The 16,933-nt window shown below is 57.7% G+C and carries 19 protein-coding genes and 2 tRNA genes; 10 read left to right on the top strand and 11 right to left on the bottom strand.

Annotation, left to right across the window (positions count from 1 at the left end; all coding sequences use genetic code 11):
* Positions 1-93: 93 nt before the first annotated feature.
* The 5 genes from EKM04_RS04155 to trmFO all read left to right on the top strand — a co-directional run bounded on the left by EKM04_RS04155 (position 94) and on the right by trmFO (position 3,190).
* Positions 94-345, top strand: a complete 252-nt coding sequence (locus EKM04_RS04155) for a GlsB/YeaQ/YmgE family stress response membrane protein (protein WP_045230352.1) — start codon at positions 94-96, stop codon at positions 343-345.
* Positions 346-505: 160 nt separating this feature from the next.
* Positions 506-581 (top strand) — tRNA-Lys (locus tag EKM04_RS04150).
* 140 nt (positions 582-721) lie between these two features.
* Positions 722-958, top strand: a complete 237-nt coding sequence (locus EKM04_RS04145; RefSeq protein ID WP_183897262.1) for a hypothetical protein — start codon at positions 722-724, stop codon at positions 956-958.
* A gap of 237 nt (positions 959-1,195) precedes the next feature.
* Positions 1,196-1,408 (top strand): hypothetical protein, encoded by a 213-nt coding sequence (locus EKM04_RS04140; RefSeq protein WP_174153056.1) that lies wholly within the window; start codon positions 1,196-1,198, stop codon positions 1,406-1,408.
* A 309-nt stretch (positions 1,409-1,717) separates the two neighbouring features.
* Positions 1,718-3,190: a methylenetetrahydrofolate--tRNA-(uracil(54)-C(5))-methyltransferase (FADH(2)-oxidizing) TrmFO gene (trmFO, locus tag EKM04_RS04135; RefSeq protein ID WP_183897261.1), complete on the top strand. Its 1,473-nt coding sequence runs from the start codon at positions 1,718-1,720 to the stop codon at positions 3,188-3,190.
* On the opposite strand, the gene EKM04_RS04130 is transcribed toward trmFO, so the two are convergent.
* From EKM04_RS04130 to yajC, 5 genes are all read right to left on the bottom strand, one after another.
* Entirely contained in the window at positions 3,139-3,639 is a 501-nt protein-coding gene (locus EKM04_RS04130; protein ID WP_234911013.1) for a hypothetical protein, read from the bottom strand. The two genes, trmFO and EKM04_RS04130, sit on opposite strands and share 52 nt — an antisense overlap.
* Positions 3,640-3,740: 101 nt before the next feature.
* Positions 3,741-4,577, bottom strand: coding sequence for a phytoene/squalene synthase family protein (locus EKM04_RS04125; RefSeq protein WP_234911012.1), 837 nt, complete (start codon positions 4,575-4,577; stop codon positions 3,741-3,743).
* Between the two features lie 25 nt (positions 4,578-4,602).
* Positions 4,603-4,995: an Mth938-like domain-containing protein gene (locus EKM04_RS04120; protein ID WP_174153053.1), complete on the bottom strand. Its 393-nt coding sequence runs from the start codon at positions 4,993-4,995 to the stop codon at positions 4,603-4,605.
* Positions 4,995-7,559: a protein translocase subunit SecDF gene (gene secDF / locus EKM04_RS04115; RefSeq protein ID WP_174153052.1), complete on the bottom strand. Its 2,565-nt coding sequence runs from the start codon at positions 7,557-7,559 to the stop codon at positions 4,995-4,997. Before secDF ends, EKM04_RS04120 begins: the two co-directional genes overlap by 1 nt.
* Positions 7,560-7,641: 82 nt before the next feature.
* Positions 7,642-7,998 carry a preprotein translocase subunit YajC gene (gene yajC, locus EKM04_RS04110; protein WP_045230287.1) on the bottom strand — a complete coding sequence of 119 codons (357 nt, stop codon included), beginning with the start codon at positions 7,996-7,998 and terminating at the stop codon, positions 7,642-7,644.
* Between the two features lie 234 nt (positions 7,999-8,232).
* Between yajC and EKM04_RS04105 the strand changes: the two genes are divergently transcribed.
* Together EKM04_RS04105 and EKM04_RS04100 are read left to right on the top strand one after the other, a co-directional pair.
* On the top strand, positions 8,233-9,105 hold the full coding sequence (locus tag EKM04_RS04105; protein WP_183897259.1) for an ATP-binding protein: 873 nt from the start codon (positions 8,233-8,235) through the stop codon (positions 9,103-9,105).
* A gap of 186 nt (positions 9,106-9,291) precedes the next feature.
* On the top strand, positions 9,292-10,191 hold the full coding sequence (locus tag EKM04_RS04100) for a BAR domain-containing protein (protein WP_183897258.1): 900 nt from the start codon (positions 9,292-9,294) through the stop codon (positions 10,189-10,191).
* Between the two features lie 124 nt (positions 10,192-10,315).
* On the opposite strand, the gene EKM04_RS04095 is transcribed toward EKM04_RS04100, so the two are convergent.
* From EKM04_RS04095 to EKM04_RS04080, 4 genes are all read right to left on the bottom strand, one after another.
* Positions 10,316-10,846, bottom strand: a complete 531-nt coding sequence (locus EKM04_RS04095; RefSeq protein WP_183897257.1) for a lipocalin family protein — start codon at positions 10,844-10,846, stop codon at positions 10,316-10,318.
* A gap of 96 nt (positions 10,847-10,942) precedes the next feature.
* On the bottom strand, positions 10,943-11,386 hold the full coding sequence (locus tag EKM04_RS04090) for a VOC family protein (protein WP_252094040.1): 444 nt from the start codon (positions 11,384-11,386) through the stop codon (positions 10,943-10,945).
* An 86-nt stretch (positions 11,387-11,472) separates the two neighbouring features.
* Positions 11,473-12,063, bottom strand: coding sequence for a hypothetical protein (locus tag EKM04_RS04085; RefSeq protein ID WP_183897256.1), 591 nt, complete (start codon positions 12,061-12,063; stop codon positions 11,473-11,475).
* Between the two features lie 83 nt (positions 12,064-12,146).
* Positions 12,147-12,221: transfer RNA gene (locus EKM04_RS04080), tRNA-Glu, on the bottom strand.
* Positions 12,222-12,779: 558 nt separating this feature from the next.
* Here EKM04_RS04080 and EKM04_RS04075 point away from each other — a divergent pair.
* Together EKM04_RS04075 and gpt are read left to right on the top strand one after the other, a co-directional pair.
* On the top strand, positions 12,780-13,580 hold the full coding sequence (locus EKM04_RS04075; RefSeq protein WP_252094045.1) for a GGDEF domain-containing protein: 801 nt from the start codon (positions 12,780-12,782) through the stop codon (positions 13,578-13,580).
* 132 nt (positions 13,581-13,712) lie between these two features.
* Positions 13,713-14,210 carry a xanthine phosphoribosyltransferase gene (gpt, locus tag EKM04_RS04070; RefSeq protein WP_183897254.1) on the top strand — a complete coding sequence of 166 codons (498 nt, stop codon included), beginning with the start codon at positions 13,713-13,715 and terminating at the stop codon, positions 14,208-14,210.
* 38 nt (positions 14,211-14,248) lie between these two features.
* Here gpt and EKM04_RS04065 read toward each other — a convergent pair whose 3' ends face one another.
* Positions 14,249-14,986 carry an ArsR/SmtB family transcription factor gene (locus EKM04_RS04065; protein ID WP_183897253.1) on the bottom strand — a complete coding sequence of 246 codons (738 nt, stop codon included), beginning with the start codon at positions 14,984-14,986 and terminating at the stop codon, positions 14,249-14,251.
* A 9-nt stretch (positions 14,987-14,995) separates the two neighbouring features.
* A complete protein-coding gene (locus EKM04_RS04060) occupies positions 14,996-15,214 on the bottom strand; it encodes a hypothetical protein (RefSeq protein WP_210290160.1) in 219 nt (72 codons plus the stop codon).
* A 199-nt stretch (positions 15,215-15,413) separates the two neighbouring features.
* Between EKM04_RS04060 and EKM04_RS04055 the strand changes: the two genes are divergently transcribed.
* Positions 15,414-16,313 (top strand): DMT family transporter, encoded by a 900-nt coding sequence (locus EKM04_RS04055; protein ID WP_183897252.1) that lies wholly within the window; start codon positions 15,414-15,416, stop codon positions 16,311-16,313.
* Positions 16,314-16,933: the final 620 nt, after the last annotated feature.

Genomic DNA, 16,933 nt, shown 5'->3' with positions numbered 1-16,933 from the left:
AGCGTCTCGCCTTTCAAAATGCCGTCGGTCGCGCACCTTGAAGAAACCATTAGAATCGCCAAATATGCTAATGCAGTAACCGAGGAGGAAATTATGGAATCTGCTGGTATTGGCTGGATAGCCGCAATCATCATCGGTGGCATCGCCGGTTGGCTCGCCGAACAGTTCATGAAGAGCAATATGGGTGTTTTCATGAACATCATTCTGGGGATCGTCGGCGCCATCGTCGCAAACGCGATCCTTGCGGTCTTCGGCGTGGTCCTGACGGGCTGGATCGGATATCTCATCGCCGGTTTTGTCGGCGCGTGCATTCTTATCGCCATCGCGAGAGCTTTCCGGCGCTGAGAGAAAAAAGACAATCTGATTGAAAAAGCTGCGTTTCCAGCCTTTTCCGGCATGGCCGTGATTTTTCGAAGATGAAAATCGAAGAAATTTCATTTCCATGCTGGACAATCAGAATGTTCCTCTTTATACGGCCAATCACACCGCCAGACACGGCGGCGGCGGGTGATTAGCTCAGTTGGTAGAGCAGCTGACTCTTAATCAGCGGGTCGTAGGTTCGAGCCCTACATCACCCACCATTCTCCTTAAAATATGTCACATCAATCCATATTCGTTATGGTTCGCGTCCTGCGTCGCAAACTGGCAACACCTCTTCGAAACATCAGCTTTATCTTGTTTACTCCGTAAAGCCGTCTCATTTTACGACTTAATGAGACAGATGAGAGTTGTAACGAACATATTGATTCTTGTTGCAGGGGTTGTCGCCACAGGTCTGGCCGCTGGCTTCACCGTCACGATGATGGCGGAAGCGGGCGCTCTGGGTGCGTGTGTTGAAGAAAACTGTGGATACGCCGCCCTGTTCCTGGCGTTTCCACTGACCTGGTTCATCATGTTTTCACTGTTTCTGATGGCGATGCTCATCTGGCGGCGGAAGCCGAAGCGGGATTTCCGCTGATTGAGCAGCCTCAATGCGTTGAAAACAGAAGATTCAACGCTGAGTTCACCACCCCAAGTTATGTCGCTTATACCGAGCTGTATAACTTGACAGCTTCACGCATATAAACGAGTTTACGCCGCGCTGGGGGATTCGTTGCGTATTACGTTCTGTTGTCATTCTGATGACAGGCGTATTTGGTGAATGCACGCCTAGCCTGACATGATACTCAGGGCTAAGCGAGAAATGGAGTGCTGAATGCGCGCTTTGATCAATTCTCCGTCGCTCTCGGTCGATACGATGGATTATCAGGCCGAGTGCCAGTTTGCCTTGGAGCCGTCTATCAATGGCCTGCTTGAAAAGGCAGAGGGAGCTGGCTGGGATCGGAAACACGCCGTGCTGGCAATTGTTGCGCTGGCCAGTGGGCAGGTTTCCGAAGCAAGTTTTGCGGAAGACCGTCCGCTGTCTTGATAAAATCCACCCCCGCCCTGTCGTCCGGGCGAGATGCAGGTCTGGGACATCAGGTTTCCTGACGAAACGACATGGGCGCGAACGCATCGCATTTTAGAGAGACAGTTACAACCCGCCGACGTTTCGGCGGGTTTCGCTTATCCGGGCTTAGCGCCCATCGCTCCCCCGTCATGATCGAAAAAGTTTGGCGGCGATCTCCTATCATGGTACTGCAGCACCAAATTCGCCTCCAGAATATCTGAGGCTCCCACATCAAACACATATGTCCGCCTGGCGCACCCGCGTGCCGCATGGCGGTGCGGGTGCGCCATGCAAGACAAGACCTTTTCTCCCATTCACATCATCGGCGGCGGCCTGGCCGGGTCGGAGGCCGCATGGCAGATCGCGCAGGCGGGCGTCCCCGTCATCCTGCACGAAATGCGTGGCGTGCGCGGCACCGATGCCCACAAGGGCGATTCGCTGGCCGAGCTCGTCTGCTCGAACTCATTCCGCTCGGACGACGCGACAGCCAATGCCGTCGGTGTCATCCACGCGGAAATGCGCCTTGCGGGATCCCTCATCATCGCCTGCGCCGACAAGCACAAGGTCCCGGCCGGTAGCGCGCTCGCCGTCGACCGCGATGGTTTTGCCGCAGCCGTAACGGCAGCGCTTGAGGCTCACCCGCTGATCACCATCATCCGCGAGGAAATCGTCGGGCTGCCGCCGAAGGAATGGGACAACACCATCATCGCCACCGGCCCTCTCACCTCGCCGGCACTTGCCGCCTCCATTCAGGCGGAAACAGGCGAGGACGCGCTCGCCTTCTTCGATGCCATCGCGCCTATCCTTCACCGCGACAGCATCAACATGGATGTCTGCTGGTACCAGTCGCGCTACGACAAGGTCGGCCCCGGCGGCAACGGCAAGGATTATATCAACTGCCCGATGGATGAGGACCAGTACAACGCCTTCATCGATGCGCTCGTCGCGGGCGATACGGTCGGCTTCAAGGAATGGGAGGGCACGCCCTATTTCGACGGCTGCCTGCCCATCGAGATCATGGCCGAGCGCGGTCGCGAGACGCTGCGCCACGGCCCGATGAAGCCCATGGGTCTCACCAACGCCCACAACCCCACCGTCAAGGCCTATGCCGTCGTCCAGCTTCGGCAGGACAATGCGCTCGGCACGCTCTACAATATGGTCGGCTTCCAGACGAAGCTGAAATACGGAACGCAGGCCGATATCTTCCGCATGATCCCCGGCCTCGAAAATGCGGAATTTGCCCGTCTGGGCGGCCTGCACCGCAACACCTATATCGATTCGCCACGCCTGCTCGATCCGTCGCTACGGCTGAAGTCGCGCCCTTCGGTGCGTTTTGCAGGACAGATCACGGGCTGCGAAGGCTATGTGGAAAGCGCGTCCATCGGTCTTCTGACCGGCCGGTTCGCCAGTGCCGAGCGCAAGGGTGAACCGGTCAGCCTGCCGCCAGCAACGACGGCACTGGGGTCGCTCCTCAACCACATCACCGGCGGGCATCTGTCGACCGATGAGGAAGCGGGCAAGCGCTCTTTCCAGCCAATGAACATCAATTTCGGGCTTTTCCCTGAACTGGAACCGGGCTCCATCGTCAAGCCGGAAGGCGTCAAGCGTTTCCGTGGCAAGGACAAGACGATCATGAAGCGGCATCTCATGGCCAGGCGTGCCCTGACCGATTGCGCATCGTGGCTCGGTGTTCCCGCCCCTGTCTTCGCTCAGGTCGAGGCAGATGGCGATGCGTTGGTCCCGGATGCGTCGGCGGCCTGATCCGGCACAGTTGCCGCCGGTTCTATGTCGGCTGCCTCCAGATAGCTTCCCAGCAGCCACAGCGACACCTCCGCCGCCTCGCCCACCGTCTTGAACCGGTAGGCGCCGCTATATTTGGGCGTGTCGAGGAAGGTCACCACGAAACCGTCGCCGGTTTCCAGATGCTCGACTGTAATGCGTTCGGGATTGATCAACATGCAGGCGTGGTGCTTGCCCATGTTGCGCATGAAGCCAGCCTTGTTATCGTGCAAACGCACGAAAACGGTATTGCCATCGGCGGTCATATGCAGACTGCGGATGGCTTCCGTCGGAAAGGCGCGCGCAAAATCGAGGATCGCCTGGCCCGTATCGTGGTCATCGTCCCGATCGGTATCGCGTCTCAGGCGCAACAGGTAATAGCCCAGCATGCCAAGCGGAAAGAGAATGACGATCCAGAGTGCAGGGTTCATCGATGTCTCTCCATGCGGCCACTCCTGTTTGCGAGTCCCGGCTCATCCTATAATCAATGCCGGTGCATAGACACCAAGCCTTGCGCGAATATGGACAGGTATCAGAAGCGCCGGGTAAACGACGCCTTGCCAAGCTGCCACTGACGGCGAAGCTGTGATGGCTGGATGTCGCGATCAAACAGATCGGCCCCGGCCTTGCGCGCCCGGGCAATCGCGCCACCGGCCAATCCAACGGGGATGAAGGCTGGGAAGACCGCTTTGGGTACCTGCTCCTGGCGCGCCTTTTCGAGATGATCTTGCGCGTGCACGCAAAAGATCTCGATAGCGGCGCCGATGCGCGCCGTGTCCTTTCCCTCCAGAAACGTCTCGCGGTCGAGACCTGCAGCCGAGAGCATATCGGTGGGTATATAGACCTGCCCGCGCCTCAAATGCAGCGGCATCAGAAGCAACATGCCCGCCATGGCCTGCGCCACACCGGCATGACCGGCGGCCTGCGCACCTTCGGCGGAATCGGACGGAGACAGAATGATGCTGGCAAGCTGGATCAGCGCCGAGGCCGTTTCCCCGGCATAGCCTTCCAGCGCATTGCGATCCGCAAAAGGATCGTCGTAAAGATCGAATATCCGCGCTTCGATCAGGTCGATCAACGTCTGGCGCGGCAGCTTGTGCGTGTCGATGGTACTTAACAGCGCTGCGGCAACCGGGTTGGCGAGGCTTTCACCATGCGGCTTGCCTTCCAGAAGGTCACGCCACCATTGCATCCGAACCTCGCCGGGCAGAGGGTCGCGCACAGAATCGCGAATACGGGCAATTTCGGCATTGAAGGCGTAGAGTGCGCCGAGCGCCGGGCGCTTGTCCTCAGGTGACAACAGGCAGGCCAGATACCGATCACGATCGGTATCGCGCAACATCGCCATGCACGCGTCCGTATCTGTCATCCGCTCTGTCATCGATCTCGGTCTTTCAGCCTTCCACGGCAATCAGCGCCGCTGCCACGGCACGCGATTCCGACAGCATGATGTTGTAGGTTCGCACCGCAGCTCCTGTGCTCATCGGATCGACGGTGATGCCAGCCGCTCTCAAAGCCGCTTTCAGCTCTTTCGGAATGACACGCATCGTATCGCCTGTGCCGATGAGCAGGCACTCGATTTCGCTGGCCTGGGCAATGATCTGGGAAAAGTGCTCGACGCTCAACTTGGCCGGATCATCCACAGCCCAACCATGAATACCGGACGGAATGCAAAGCAGCGAGCCCCGATGCGACATATCGGCAAACCGAAAGCCGCCATTGCCATAAGCGTCGATGGGCGCCCGGCCGGGAAAATGGGCCGGGCGTATTTCGATACCGGCGGCCATCAGACGGCCGGCTTGCCGCCAATGGCGTTGGCCTTGGCATCCGCCTTCTCGTCTTCGGCGTCATTGCCACCGGGACGAAGCTTGAAGGCGATCAGAACCGGCGCTGCGATATAGACCGACGAGAAGACGCCGATACCAACACCGAAGAGCATCGCGAAGGTGAAGGACCGGATAACTTCGCCGCCGAACAGGTAAAGCGACAGAAGCGCCAGCATGACGGTCAGACCCGTCAGGATCGTGCGCGACAGCGTCTGGTTCAGCGACACGTCGATGATCATCGAGAGCGGCATCTTCTTGTATCGCCGCAGGTTCTCGCGAATACGGTCGTAGATGACCACCGTATCGTTGAGCGAGTAGCCGATGATCGTCAGGATCGCCGCGATACTGGTCAGATTGAACTCGATGCCAAGGAACACGAACAGACCGATTGTAAAGACCACGTCATGCACCATCGAAATAATGGCACCCAGCGCGAACTGCCATTCGAACCGCACCCATATGTAGGCCATGATCGCGACCATGGCGAGCGCGATACCGATGGTGGACGTAAAGGTCAGATCGCCTGATACGGCAGGACCGACCACTTCCACGCGGCGGAAATCGTACCGGTCCTCAAGTTCGCCACGCACCAGCGTGATGGCGGACTGTTCGGCATTTTCGCCGCCGTCCTGCGCCTGAATGCGGATCAGAACGTCCTGCGGTGTGCCAAAGCCCTGCGCCTGGATTTCACCGAGGTTCAACTGGCTGAGGCGATCGCGGATGTCGGCGATATCGGCATCACCCTGCTTGGCCCTGACCTCGATGACGGAGCCGCCCTGGAAGTCGATGCCAAGGTTGAGGCCCTTGGTCACGAAACCGCCGACGCATAGCAGCATCACCAGACCGCTCAGGATAAAGACATAGCGACGGTAGCGCATGAAGGGAATGTCTTTGCCATCGAAAACAGCCGTGCGAATTCCCTTGGGCAAGGCCTTGGGACGGCTGCGGCGAACCCAGACGCCGAACATCCATGCCGTCAGCGTATAGGCCGTGAAGACGGTGGTGATGATACCGACGGCCAGCGTCACGGCAAAGCCCTTGACCGGGCCCGTTCCCATGTAGAACAGAACGCCCGCGACGATCAGCGTTGTGACGTTTGCATCCATGATCGTGGCAAAAGCGCGCGTAAACCCGCCTTCCAGCGAAGAAATCAGCGGTTTCCCGCTTCTCACCTCTTCACGAATTCGCTCATAGATCAGCACGTTGGAATCGACCGCCATACCGATGGTCAGAACGATACCCGCAATACCCGGCAAGGTCAGCGTCGAGCCGATCACGCTGAGCACCGCCAGCAGCATGACGATATTGACGACGAGCGCTATGTTCGCCAGCAGGCCGAAGAAGCCGTAGAAGATGAACATGAAGATGATGACGGCCGCTCCACCGATGCCACTGGCTATCAGTCCGGCATTGATGGAATCGCTGCCGAGGCTCGGGCCGACGGTGCGTTCTTCAACGACGGTCAGCGTCGCCGGAAGTGCGCCTGCGCGCAACAGAACAGCAAGGTCGTTTGCGCCCTGAACCGAGAAATTGCCGGAGATCTGACCCGACCCGCCGATGATCGGCTCGCGGATGACGGGTGCGGAAATGACCTGATTGTCAAGAATGATGGCGAACGGCTTGCCGACGTTCTGCTGTGTCGCCTGCGCGAAACGCTGTGCGCCACGGCTATCGAAGCGGAAGGTTACGACCGGTTCGTTGTTCTGCTGGTTGAAGCTCGCCTGCGAATCGACAAGGTTGTCGCCGGATACGAGAGCGCGACGCTCGACAAGATAGGGAACCGGTGGATCGTCCTGCGAATACAAAATTTCAGATGTCGCAGGCGGGCGACCGTTCATCGCTTCCTGAACCGGCATGGACGTATCGACCATGCGGAATGACAGCTTCGCGGTCTGGTTCAACAGCGACTTCAAGCGCTGCGGGTCCTGCAAGCCAGGAACCTGCACGATGATGCGGTCGGTGCCCTGACGCTGGATGAGGGGTTCGGTCGTGCCGACTTCATCCACGCGGCGACGAACGACTTCGATGGACTGGGAAACAGCCGATGACATGCGGTAATTGATGCCGTCATCGGTCAGGTTGAGACGCAGCACGTTGTCGCCAGCGTCGCTGGTCGTCACTTCCGTGATCGATGTGCCGACCAGCGTGCCGGACGAAATCGGCAAGGTCAGATCGCGCAATGCGGTTTTTGCGGCTTCGTACTGAGCCGGGTCGGTGATGCGAACCTGCACCAGCTGGCCGTTGCCGGTCAGGCCCGAGTAGCGAATGTTGGCATCACGCAGCTGGGTGCGCACATCGCCCACGATGGTTTCGAGACGTTCCTTCACAATGTCGGAACGCTCGATCTTGAGCATGATGTGGGAACCGCCCTGAAGGTCGAGACCGAGCGTTACCTTATTGTCCTTGTACCAGGATGGCATGCCCTCCAGCTGCTTGTCGGTAAACAGGTTTGGAGAAGCGATAAACACGCTTAGCAGCACGGCCAGCCAGATAAAGGCTGTTTTCCAGCGGGAAAAATGAAGCATTGAGGTCTCGGTCAGGGTTGGGTGTCAGAACCCAGGCTGCGTTAGCCGCAGCCTGCTTATTATGGACTGCGCAGTCTTGGACTTACTTCGCGTTCGCAGGCGCTTCGGTCTTGACCGGCTCGCCCTTGACGCGCACTTCAGCGATGTATGTACGCGATGCGCGAACCTTGACGCCTTCGGCAATTTCGACTTCCAGTTCGTTGTCGTCGATGACCTTGGTCACCTTGCCAACGATACCACCGCCCAGAACGACCTGATCGCCACGACGAATAGCCGTCAGTGTTTCCTGACGCTTCTTCAACTGCGCGCGCTGCGGACGGATCAGGAAGAAGTACCAGACCACCATCAGCGGAGCGAACAGAAAAAGCATTTCAAGGCCAGACCCGAATGCAGACGGTGTGCCAGCCGCATCCTGGGCAAAGGCTTGGGTAATGAACATTAAAAACTCCTCAGATTATCAGGCGCAGTCTTGGCCACTCGCCGGCTTTTCAAGCCGCCGGAATATAGTTGCGATCCCCTAGAATGCAACAGACACAGACGCTGCGCCGTACCGTTTCCACGCCTCATAACCTTTCAGTGCGATAAACACCATGCTACCTCGCAGAAATTCTACTGTTGTGCGGCCTCCATACAACGGCAATGGCAGGCACAATCCTTCGCTGGAGACTTCAAGATGACACCGGAAGAAACAAATGCAGCGTTGCTGTCGGAAGTCCGCCGTCTGGCCGATGCGCTGGAGCGGCTCGCAGGCCCCGCCCCCGCCGTCAACGACTTTGGCAGCGCCGATTGCTTCGTCTGGGTGCCCGCCAATGCCTGGCTCCAGCCGGTCGCCAAACCCAACCGCGTCGCACTTCAGCTCATCCGTGGCGTCGACCACGTGCGCGATATTCTTCACGATAACACGCTGCGTTTTGCGCAGGGCTTTGCCGCCAACAATGTTCTTCTGTGGGGCGCGCGCGGCATGGGAAAGTCGTCGCTGGTCAAAGCTGTTCACGAAGACGTGCAGTCATCGAGCGGCGGCACCCTCAAGCTGGTCGAAGTCCACCGCGAGGATATCCACACGCTCCCGGCTCTCATGGAGATCTTGAAGACCGCAGATGTTCGCATCATCCTGTTCTGCGACGACCTCTCCTTCGACCATGACGATACTGCTTATAAATCGCTGAAAGCGGCGCTGGATGGCGGCATCGAAGGAAGGCCAGACAACGTGCTGTTCTACGCCACATCCAACCGCCGCCACCTCCTGCCCCGCCACATGATGGAGAACGAGCAATCCACCGCCATCAACCCTTCCGAGGCCGTCGAGGAAAAAGTATCGCTCTCGGATCGCTTCGGCCTTTGGCTCGGTTTCCACAAATGCAGCCAGGACGATTACCTCGCGATGATCGATGGCTATGCCGACCATTTCGATCTCGGACTGCCCCGGGAAACACTCCACCATGAGGCTCTGGCATGGGCAACGACGCGCGGCGGCAGGTCCGGTCGCGTCGCCTGGCAGTACATTCAGGATGCAGCCGGACGGCTGCGAATATCCATTGCGCGCTAAGCTTTTTTTCACGCATCATGAAGTCACAGCAAAAATAACGACAAATAGTTGAAATTATTGCGTTATAACCAATTCATGAATTATTGAAAAAACAATTAGCTTTTCCTGTTTCAGCACGGAACCAACACATAATCTGTCCGTTTCAGTGGCAGAACGCGACAACCGCGTGTGTTACAGGAGAGTAGAATGACTGATCAGACCAGATACGCGGCACCCGCAGTGGGCGTACACGCCCCTGTCTTGCAGGAATCAACATCGAATATGTCCTGGGGCGGCGTCTTCGCAGGCGTGGCAATCGCCCTGTCGCTTCACCTGCTGCTCAACCTCCTGGGTCTGGCCATCGGTGCGGGCGTCATTGATCCCGCATACAGTGATACTCCCACCGCCACATCGCTCTCCACCGGCTCGCTCATCTGGGTCATCGTCAGTGGTATCATCGCAGCCTTCGTGGGTGCCTATGTCGCCAGCCGCCTATCAGGTCGCACGGTCCGCTCCACCGGCGCTCTGCACGGTCTCACATCCTGGGCCGTCACCACGCTCGTCGTCTTTTACCTGCTGACGACATCTGTGGGCGCGCTGCTGGGTGGTGCATTCACCGGCGTCACCAGCATCTTCTCCGGCGCAGGTTCCACTCTGGCGACGGCGGCCTCGACAGCCGCTCCATCGCTTGCCGGTGCGACAGATCCCGTTGCCACGATTGAACAGCGGATTCGTGAAGCCAGCGGCGGTAACGACCCACAGGCTCTGCGCGATGCAGCCGTCAGCGCCGTTCGCGCCGCACTGACTGGCGACCAGGCGCAGGCCGAAGATGCCCGCAACCGCGCCGCCGATGCTCTGGCCCGTGCTCAGGGTATCCCCGTCGACCAGGCTCGCCAGCAGGTAACGGAGTATGAGGCACAGTACAAGCAGGCCGTTGAACAGGCCAAGCAGCGCGCAACCGAAGCAGCCCAGACCACGGCAACTGCGGTCTCCACAGGCTCCTATGTCGCCTTTGGTGCGCTCCTGATCGGCGCCGTCGCCGCCCTCTTCGGTGGCAACATCGGTGCCGCCCACACGGATCGCCGCCGCAAAACCATCATCGAATAAGGCTCAGATCTCAGCAGAAGCAGATGCCCGCGGAAACGCGGGCATTTTCGTTTGAGCGATTTCCCTGACGACCACCCACAAAAAAACCCGCGTCTCCGCGGGCTTTTTCACATCGATGTCAATATCAGAATTCTGGAAATTCGAGCTTGTTCGTATCGTAGCCAAGCTCTTGTGCCTTCTTCACCATCACCGCCAGCTTGCTTTTGGATGGGACGCTGCGTGCGTAAATCCAGAGTTTGCTCATGTCCGGGTTGGAGCTGATGAACCAGCTTCGGTCGGGCGCCTGGTAGCGGACCCAATAATTGAAGGTGATCAACAACGGGTACCGAACCCGCAGCTTGGCATTCGTGTCCTTGTAATCGGTCAGAGTGCCGATACCTTCGATGGTCTTCAACTCACCCTGCGGTGTTCCTTCGTAGCATCCATCCTCAACCTTCACCTGGTTGGGTGCATCACCCTTGGTGTAGATCGTGAAGCCTGCGACGCAGCCATCCGTCAGCCGCATCGGCGTGCGACCGATTTCCAGCCATTTGCCCTGATAATGCGACATCTGTGTCGGCACCACCGCTGTCTCGGCTTTCGCCTCTTCGATGAGGCAGGCGCTGAGCCCGCAAAAGGCAAGGGTGGCAGCAAGCGGGCGTAGGAAACTGGTCATGGTTAATGCTCCGTTAACTCTGTTGTGCAGAACAACGCCTGTTGAGCTTGCCGGTTGCATCCGCCCCTGATCATGAAACCGTGTAGGCCTACCCGCTCACCCCGTTGCAGATCGCCCATCGGGATATTCCGCCGGTCCCTTGATCTCCAGCATGTTGCCGAAGGGGTCGTATATATAGAAAGAGTGGCCCATGCCCCTCGCCCCGCCATGCATCGCCTCGCGGTGAATGGCAACGCCGTGGCGTTCAAGATGCGCGCGCAACGCATCGTGCTCGAAAGGACCGGTCGCGATGCAGATGTGGTCGACATTGCGCCCTCCCGCCACCGGCGGTGCTGCCTTCTGTCCACCGGGATGCGTCGTATCCCATAAGACGATGAGCGACGCCCCGCACCACACCTGCTCCATGCCCAGCGCCGGATACGTATAGCCCGCACGGCATCCCATGACGTCATGATAGAAGCGCAGCGCCTTGTCCATATCATCGACCAGCAGAACGACGTGGTCGATGCCGACGAGAGAAAACGGTATGCCTGATGTCACGGATATCTCCTCCAAGATGTCCGACCTACCATCCCCGGATCGACAGCCCCGTCAACTGCGAGACTAAACCCGTATCCAGCGATAAATCAGGCGGAGATATCAAGCGTTTCGAGCACCCGCAGCGACAGCTCTTCACCATCTGTGTCCAGATCGACATCGATCTTCGCGAGATCGAACCTGTTGACCTCGGCTGCGATGAACCGATTGAATGCCAAGGCACGTGCCAGAAATTTATCGATCAGCAACCGTGCATCTTCGTCGCGGGCCGCATAGTCGCTCTCGACTTTCATCCGCTGCTCGATCACCCTATCGGACGCCACAAGCCATGCTGCCCGGACACGGGTGGAAACGATCGGCGCGATCCTCTCTGGCAGCAGGGCCGAACCTTCCATGACGAGTCCTTCCTCCCGCTTGATCAACGGCAGAACATGTGTCCCCCACATCGAGCGGTAATGGCGCAGAACCGATTGCATCAATGCTTCCATGTTCAGATCGCGGTAATGCTCGACAACATGTGGTGGCACGACGTGCGGCGCGGTCTGCCAGGGGCGACCGGGATGCCTCGCAAGACTATCGGTGGAAAGTTTGCGCCAGCCAAGATGCCGGGCCATGTCGGTCGCCAGCGTGGATTTTCCCACATGCGACGCACCGCCCAGCAGAATGATCCGTGCAGTCATATTTTCTCCCCATGCGAATACAACAAACACGGAAATCGCACATCAATTTCATAAGGGGAAATATAAAGGAGCTTGAGGTGGAATGGTACGCCCTAGGGGAGTCGAACCCCTCTTTTCAGAATGAAAATCTGACGTCCTAACCGATAGACGAAGGGCGCGTACACATGTCGTGTGGCGCCCTTATAGTCAGAGCTTTTCGATACCGCAAGCAGGAAAATGCGCCTTTTGACAAAAAAATGACAGCCTCGTTGAAAGCACTGAGAGATTATGAAATACACAGCCAAAACAGAGACTTATTTAGATCCATATGCGGCACCGGGCGTGGTTCTCACCCCAAAACATGAAGGGCTACCGGAGGAATTCAGTCCTGACGCGCCCTTTCTTGCCGCAATAATTCGAAAGCGCCGGGAAACGGGGGCCGCTGATGCGCGTTTTACAGAACTGACACACGAAGTGTCACACAGGTCGAGACAGCAAAACAGGAAATCCAAGCTGAACGGGCGCTCGTAACACTTTGAATTGAACGATATCTCCATAAAATTCGAATATAAGATGACACTGCCTTTTTATTGCTTTTTTTTACGGTTGGTTCATTCTCGCCCGATGAATGATCCGACGTCAAACACAGGTGAAGGATGAAGCTTGAGAGACGCCAGACGATGACCCGACTTCGACGTTCCCTTATTGCGAAAATCTTTTTGGTCTCATTTTTGAGCGTGCACGTCCCGTTGATCGCATTGATCGTTCACCTGGTCAGTGGCTTCGACACATCGGCATGGCCTATTTTCTGTCTTATTCTGGGTGCGACGCTGTTCGGAACAGCTCTTTGCCTGTTTGCCATCTGGCGCTTCATTCGTCCTCTGCATCATCTGGCAGAAGCGCTCCAGAAATACCCGCAGGACAAGAGTGTCTTCAAGCTCTGTTCCGCTGGAAATGACGAGATCGCGACCGTAACAGCAGCCACGAAATCCATGCTGTTGCAGGTCGAGGAACTGACCAAGAAGCTCAAACATCAGGCGACCACTGACTTTCTGACAGGCCTTGGCAACCGTCGTTGGCTCACCGAACAGATGCCCGCCTTGCAGGCTCAGGCCGCGCGCTCCAATGAACCGCTGTCCATCATCCTGTTCGATCTCGATAAATTCAAGAACATCAACGACAATTTCGGTCACGATGTCGGCGATAACGTCCTGATGAATGTCGGCGAGATCGTCAAAGACCAGTTGCGCCCCTATGATCTGGCGGCTCGGGTCGGCGGCGAGGAATTCTGCATCGTCCTGCCGCGCACATCGGGCGAAGCGGCCCTTGGCATAGCGGAACGTCTGCGCGCGGCCTTTCAGTCCAGCTATGTCGACCCATTGCCCCACGGTCGTATCACCTGCAGCTTCGGCGTCATTCAAGCCGGTACAGACGAACGTTTGCAGCAATTGTTGCGCCGGGCCGATACGGCTCTTTACACCGCAAAGGACGCGGGCCGGAACCGTGTCATCGGCGCGTTTGTCGAAAAAAACCCTTAGACTTCGTCGTGCCTCTTTTGAGCGAAACGACGAGAAAGCGCGCAACAGACACCGTGAAAAGCTTGCCTTTGAGCTATTCTTGCCGCTATTAGCCAAAGCCATCAACAATTTTGACCAGATGGTAGACACCCCATGTCCCTTCCCGATAAAGCCTTTCCCGTTTCCTGGGATCAATTTCACCGTGATGCCCGTGCACTGGCATGGCGCCTGGCCGGTCTGAACCAGGAGTTCAGAGCCATTGTCTGCATCACGCGCGGTGGCCTTGTACCCGCCGCCATCATTTCGCGCGAACTCAACATCCGTCTGATCGATACGGTCTGCATCGCCACGCGGCATGATTACGTCAATCAGGGCGATACGCTGCTTTTGAAGGGCATCGCGCCCGAACTGATGGAAAACGGCGGGCAAGGCATTCTGGTCGTCGACGATCTGACCGATACCGGCAAGACGGCGCTCGAAGTGCGTGAGATGCTGCCAAAAGCGCATTTCGCCTGCGTCTACGCCAAACCATCAGGCGTCCCCACCATCGATACGTTCATCACGGAAGTCAGCCAAGACACATGGATCTATTTCCCATGGGATCTCGGCTTCACCTATCAGGAGCCGATTGCCAAGGGCGCGCCGGGCTGATTTTTTTGATGTGATAGTAACGTGAAATGACGGCTCTCTCAGCCGTCATTTTTTATTTCATTGGGCGATGCCACCCGCCAGTCCGCCGACAGCCCAAAGGTGGCACGCAAACCCGTCTCCGCCGCCTGCGTCACCCGCAAGGCACGCGTTTCCGGCATGCGCACGACCCAGCCCAGCGCCATCAACCGGTCGAGCAATCCCGTGCCCAGCTTTCCGGCCAGATGCATGCGGCGTTCGCTCCAGTCGAGACAGGTTCGGCAGAGTGGTCGCCTTGATACGTTTCCCGACGCCAGATAGACGCCGAAATCGCACAGGAAACGCTGCCCCTCTTCCGTTACCAGCGCCGCACCGTCAGCCAGCACGACATAGGCCTTTTCACACAGCGCATCCGCAATGCTGACGGCAAGCCTTCCGGCCATATGGTCGTAACAGGTTCGCGCCATGCGCAACGCATCATCCTTAGGCCCGACAGGACGGTGACGTTTAGGCCCGGCAGATGCGACGACCATCAGCGCATCGATAGCCTGTGCCACCTCTGGCGATGCCAGCCGATAGTAGCGATGCCTGCCCTGTTTCTCCAGCGTCAGAAGCTGCGCATCCGCCAGTCGCGACAGATGGCCGCTTGTCGTCTGCGCCGTCACCCCCGCATGACGAGCGAGTTCGCCCGCCGTCAGGGCCCGCCCACCCATCAGGGCGTAGAGCATGTTGGCGCGGGCCGGGTCTCCTAGAAGGCTGGCGACGACTGCGATGGACGTACCGGAAGCGAAATTTGTCATGCGGACATTTTAATGGATTGGTCTTCGCCTGTCAGCCACACACACTTCGGCCAAGGCCGAAACATCCATGCTGCTTTTGAGGTTAGCACCGTCCAGAGATGCCTGCGAGCCAAGGACGAGATTATGCCTGCCGACGAAAACAATAAAAAACGAGCCGCTTCTACCGCGTTCAAAAACGTCCGTTTCGCGGACTTGGTCAAAGCTCTGTCCGGCTTTGGCTGGCGTCATGGACCAAAACCATCACACGTCTCGCATCTTTCAGACCATCTGCGCCGTGATGTGGGTGTGGCCATCACACGGCACGCCCGATGCAGATCAAGACCAACCATTCATGATTTTGATGAGACGATCTCGATCGATTCCATCATCGTGAGAAGCCGTTGCGGTGAATACCGGTCGCAATGAGACGTGCAGCAAGGAAAGACGCATGACCGCCAACAACACCATCGCCAGAGAACTGGCTCTTCTGCTCGTGCTTGCCACGCTCTGGGGTTCAGCCTACACCTTCATCAAGCTCGGCGTTGCCACCATTCCGCCCATCACCTTGATCGCGGCCCGAACGCTGATGGCCGCAACGGTTCTTCTCATCGTCCTGCGCATTCGCGGCCTGCGCCTGCCCAGGGATGCGACCACCTGGAGGCGCTTTTTCATTCAGGCCTGCCTCAACACCGCCGTGCCCTTCACCCTCATTGCCTGGGCCGAAACCACGACAGATGCGGGCCTTGCGGTCATTCTGAACTCGACGACGCCGGTCTTCGCCTTCCTGATGACGGTGCTTTTCATCCGCCATGAACCCGTCAGCGGTCGCAAGATGGCAGGCATTGCCGCCGGTTTCAGCGGCATTGTGCTCATCGTCGGCGTGCAGGCGCTCAACGGTGTCGGCAAGGAACTTCTGGCGCAGCTTGCCGTCATCGCCGCCAGCGTCTGCTATGGCGGAGCAGTCATCTTCGGCAAGAACTTCAAGGACCTCGATCCGATGATGCCTGCCGCCGGTTCGCTGATATGCGGAGCCATGCTTTTGGCACCGCTCAGCCTGATCATCGATCATCCCTGGACGCTGTCGCCATCGGCAACGTCGATCTTCGCGCTTCTGGCGCTTTCGGTTTTCTCCACGGCGCTCGCCTTCGTGATCTATTACCGGTTGATCCGCACGCTCGGTTCGGTCGGCACAACGTCGCAAGCCTATTTGCGTGTGCCGATCGGTGTTGCCATCGGCGTCATCTTTCTCGGCGAAAGCCTGCCGCCGACCGCATGGATCGGCCTGGTGCTTGTCGTCATCGGCGTCTTTTCCATGACGCTACCGGAGAGAAAGGCAAAGCCAGCCTGACTGGCGATGCCGCTATAGATGGTGTGCCGGCTTCATTTTTCTCGGGTATTTTGATCCCTGGCCAGTGGAAAACTCACAGTGTCGCCTTTTTGCCTCAGTGTTGAAAAGGCCCGGAAATCCGGCCTCACGTTACGGAAGGACAAACGTGTGCCAACAAAGGGCTTTCCTCCAAGTGCCTGATATTTATAGAGGGTTTTTCTTTCCCCGTTTTCCACAGGCTCATACACAATATCTGGTAGTTAACAAACCCTTTCAAACTAGGCCTTGACGGAATCACTGCATTTTTCCAAGGTGCTGTTATGTTGCAGCGGCAACGGGATCGGGTGCCCCACTCTGATTCATTGAGTTTCAGTTCACGCGTTGGTCTGCGTTCTCACCCATGAGGGGGTGATGGGCACGGATTTGTCTGTGAACTGGCTTTCGTCGCCGAAAACATGATGCGGGATCTGGTTGGCAAGAAACTGTTAATACTATATATAGTATGCTTGCAGCCGAAATCACCACGATATACAGGGTTTACATCCAAGGATGACATCCCATTCGAATCGATGAACTGGCTGCGCGTACGAGGCGCGAAGCCAGGACGGATTTTTGCGCCCTGCCCATGGGCGCCCAAAGGA

The sequence above is a fragment of the Rhizobium skierniewicense Ch11 genome, from assembly GCF_023757665.1.
Classification (GTDB): Bacteria; Pseudomonadota; Alphaproteobacteria; order Rhizobiales; family Rhizobiaceae; genus Agrobacterium; species Agrobacterium skierniewicense.
Note: the sequence above shows the minus strand (reverse complement) of the source record. Positions and strands in the feature narration are given on the sequence as shown.

What these genes read in the sequence shown, in the direction of transcription:
- EKM04_RS04155 (WP_045230352.1), top strand. Translation starts at nt 94, where the DNA reads ATGGAATCTGCTGGTATTGGCTGGATAGCCGCAATCATCATCGGTGGC.
- EKM04_RS04145 (WP_183897262.1), top strand. Translation starts at nt 722, where the DNA reads ATGAGAGTTGTAACGAACATATTGATTCTTGTTGCAGGGGTTGTCGCC.
- EKM04_RS04140 (WP_174153056.1), top strand. Translation starts at nt 1,196, where the DNA reads ATGCGCGCTTTGATCAATTCTCCGTCGCTCTCGGTCGATACGATGGAT.
- trmFO (WP_183897261.1), top strand. Translation starts at nt 1,718, where the DNA reads ATGCAAGACAAGACCTTTTCTCCCATTCACATCATCGGCGGCGGCCTG.
- EKM04_RS04130 (WP_234911013.1), bottom strand. Translation starts at nt 3,639, where the DNA reads ATGAACCCTGCACTCTGGATCGTCATTCTCTTTCCGCTTGGCATGCTG.
- EKM04_RS04125 (WP_234911012.1), bottom strand. Translation starts at nt 4,577, where the DNA reads ATGACAGATACGGACGCGTGCATGGCGATGTTGCGCGATACCGATCGT.
- EKM04_RS04120 (WP_174153053.1), bottom strand. Translation starts at nt 4,995, where the DNA reads ATGGCCGCCGGTATCGAAATACGCCCGGCCCATTTTCCCGGCCGGGCG.
- secDF (WP_174153052.1), bottom strand. Translation starts at nt 7,559, where the DNA reads ATGCTTCATTTTTCCCGCTGGAAAACAGCCTTTATCTGGCTGGCCGTG.
- yajC (WP_045230287.1), bottom strand. Translation starts at nt 7,998, where the DNA reads ATGTTCATTACCCAAGCCTTTGCCCAGGATGCGGCTGGCACACCGTCT.
- EKM04_RS04105 (WP_183897259.1), top strand. Translation starts at nt 8,233, where the DNA reads ATGACACCGGAAGAAACAAATGCAGCGTTGCTGTCGGAAGTCCGCCGT.
- EKM04_RS04100 (WP_183897258.1), top strand. Translation starts at nt 9,292, where the DNA reads ATGACTGATCAGACCAGATACGCGGCACCCGCAGTGGGCGTACACGCC.
- EKM04_RS04095 (WP_183897257.1), bottom strand. Translation starts at nt 10,846, where the DNA reads ATGACCAGTTTCCTACGCCCGCTTGCTGCCACCCTTGCCTTTTGCGGG.
- EKM04_RS04085 (WP_183897256.1), bottom strand. Translation starts at nt 12,063, where the DNA reads ATGACTGCACGGATCATTCTGCTGGGCGGTGCGTCGCATGTGGGAAAA.
- gpt (WP_183897254.1), top strand. Translation starts at nt 13,713, where the DNA reads ATGTCCCTTCCCGATAAAGCCTTTCCCGTTTCCTGGGATCAATTTCAC.
- EKM04_RS04065 (WP_183897253.1), bottom strand. Translation starts at nt 14,986, where the DNA reads ATGACAAATTTCGCTTCCGGTACGTCCATCGCAGTCGTCGCCAGCCTT.
- EKM04_RS04060 (WP_210290160.1), bottom strand. Translation starts at nt 15,214, where the DNA reads ATGACGCCAGCCAAAGCCGGACAGAGCTTTGACCAAGTCCGCGAAACG.
- EKM04_RS04055 (WP_183897252.1), top strand. Translation starts at nt 15,414, where the DNA reads ATGACCGCCAACAACACCATCGCCAGAGAACTGGCTCTTCTGCTCGTG.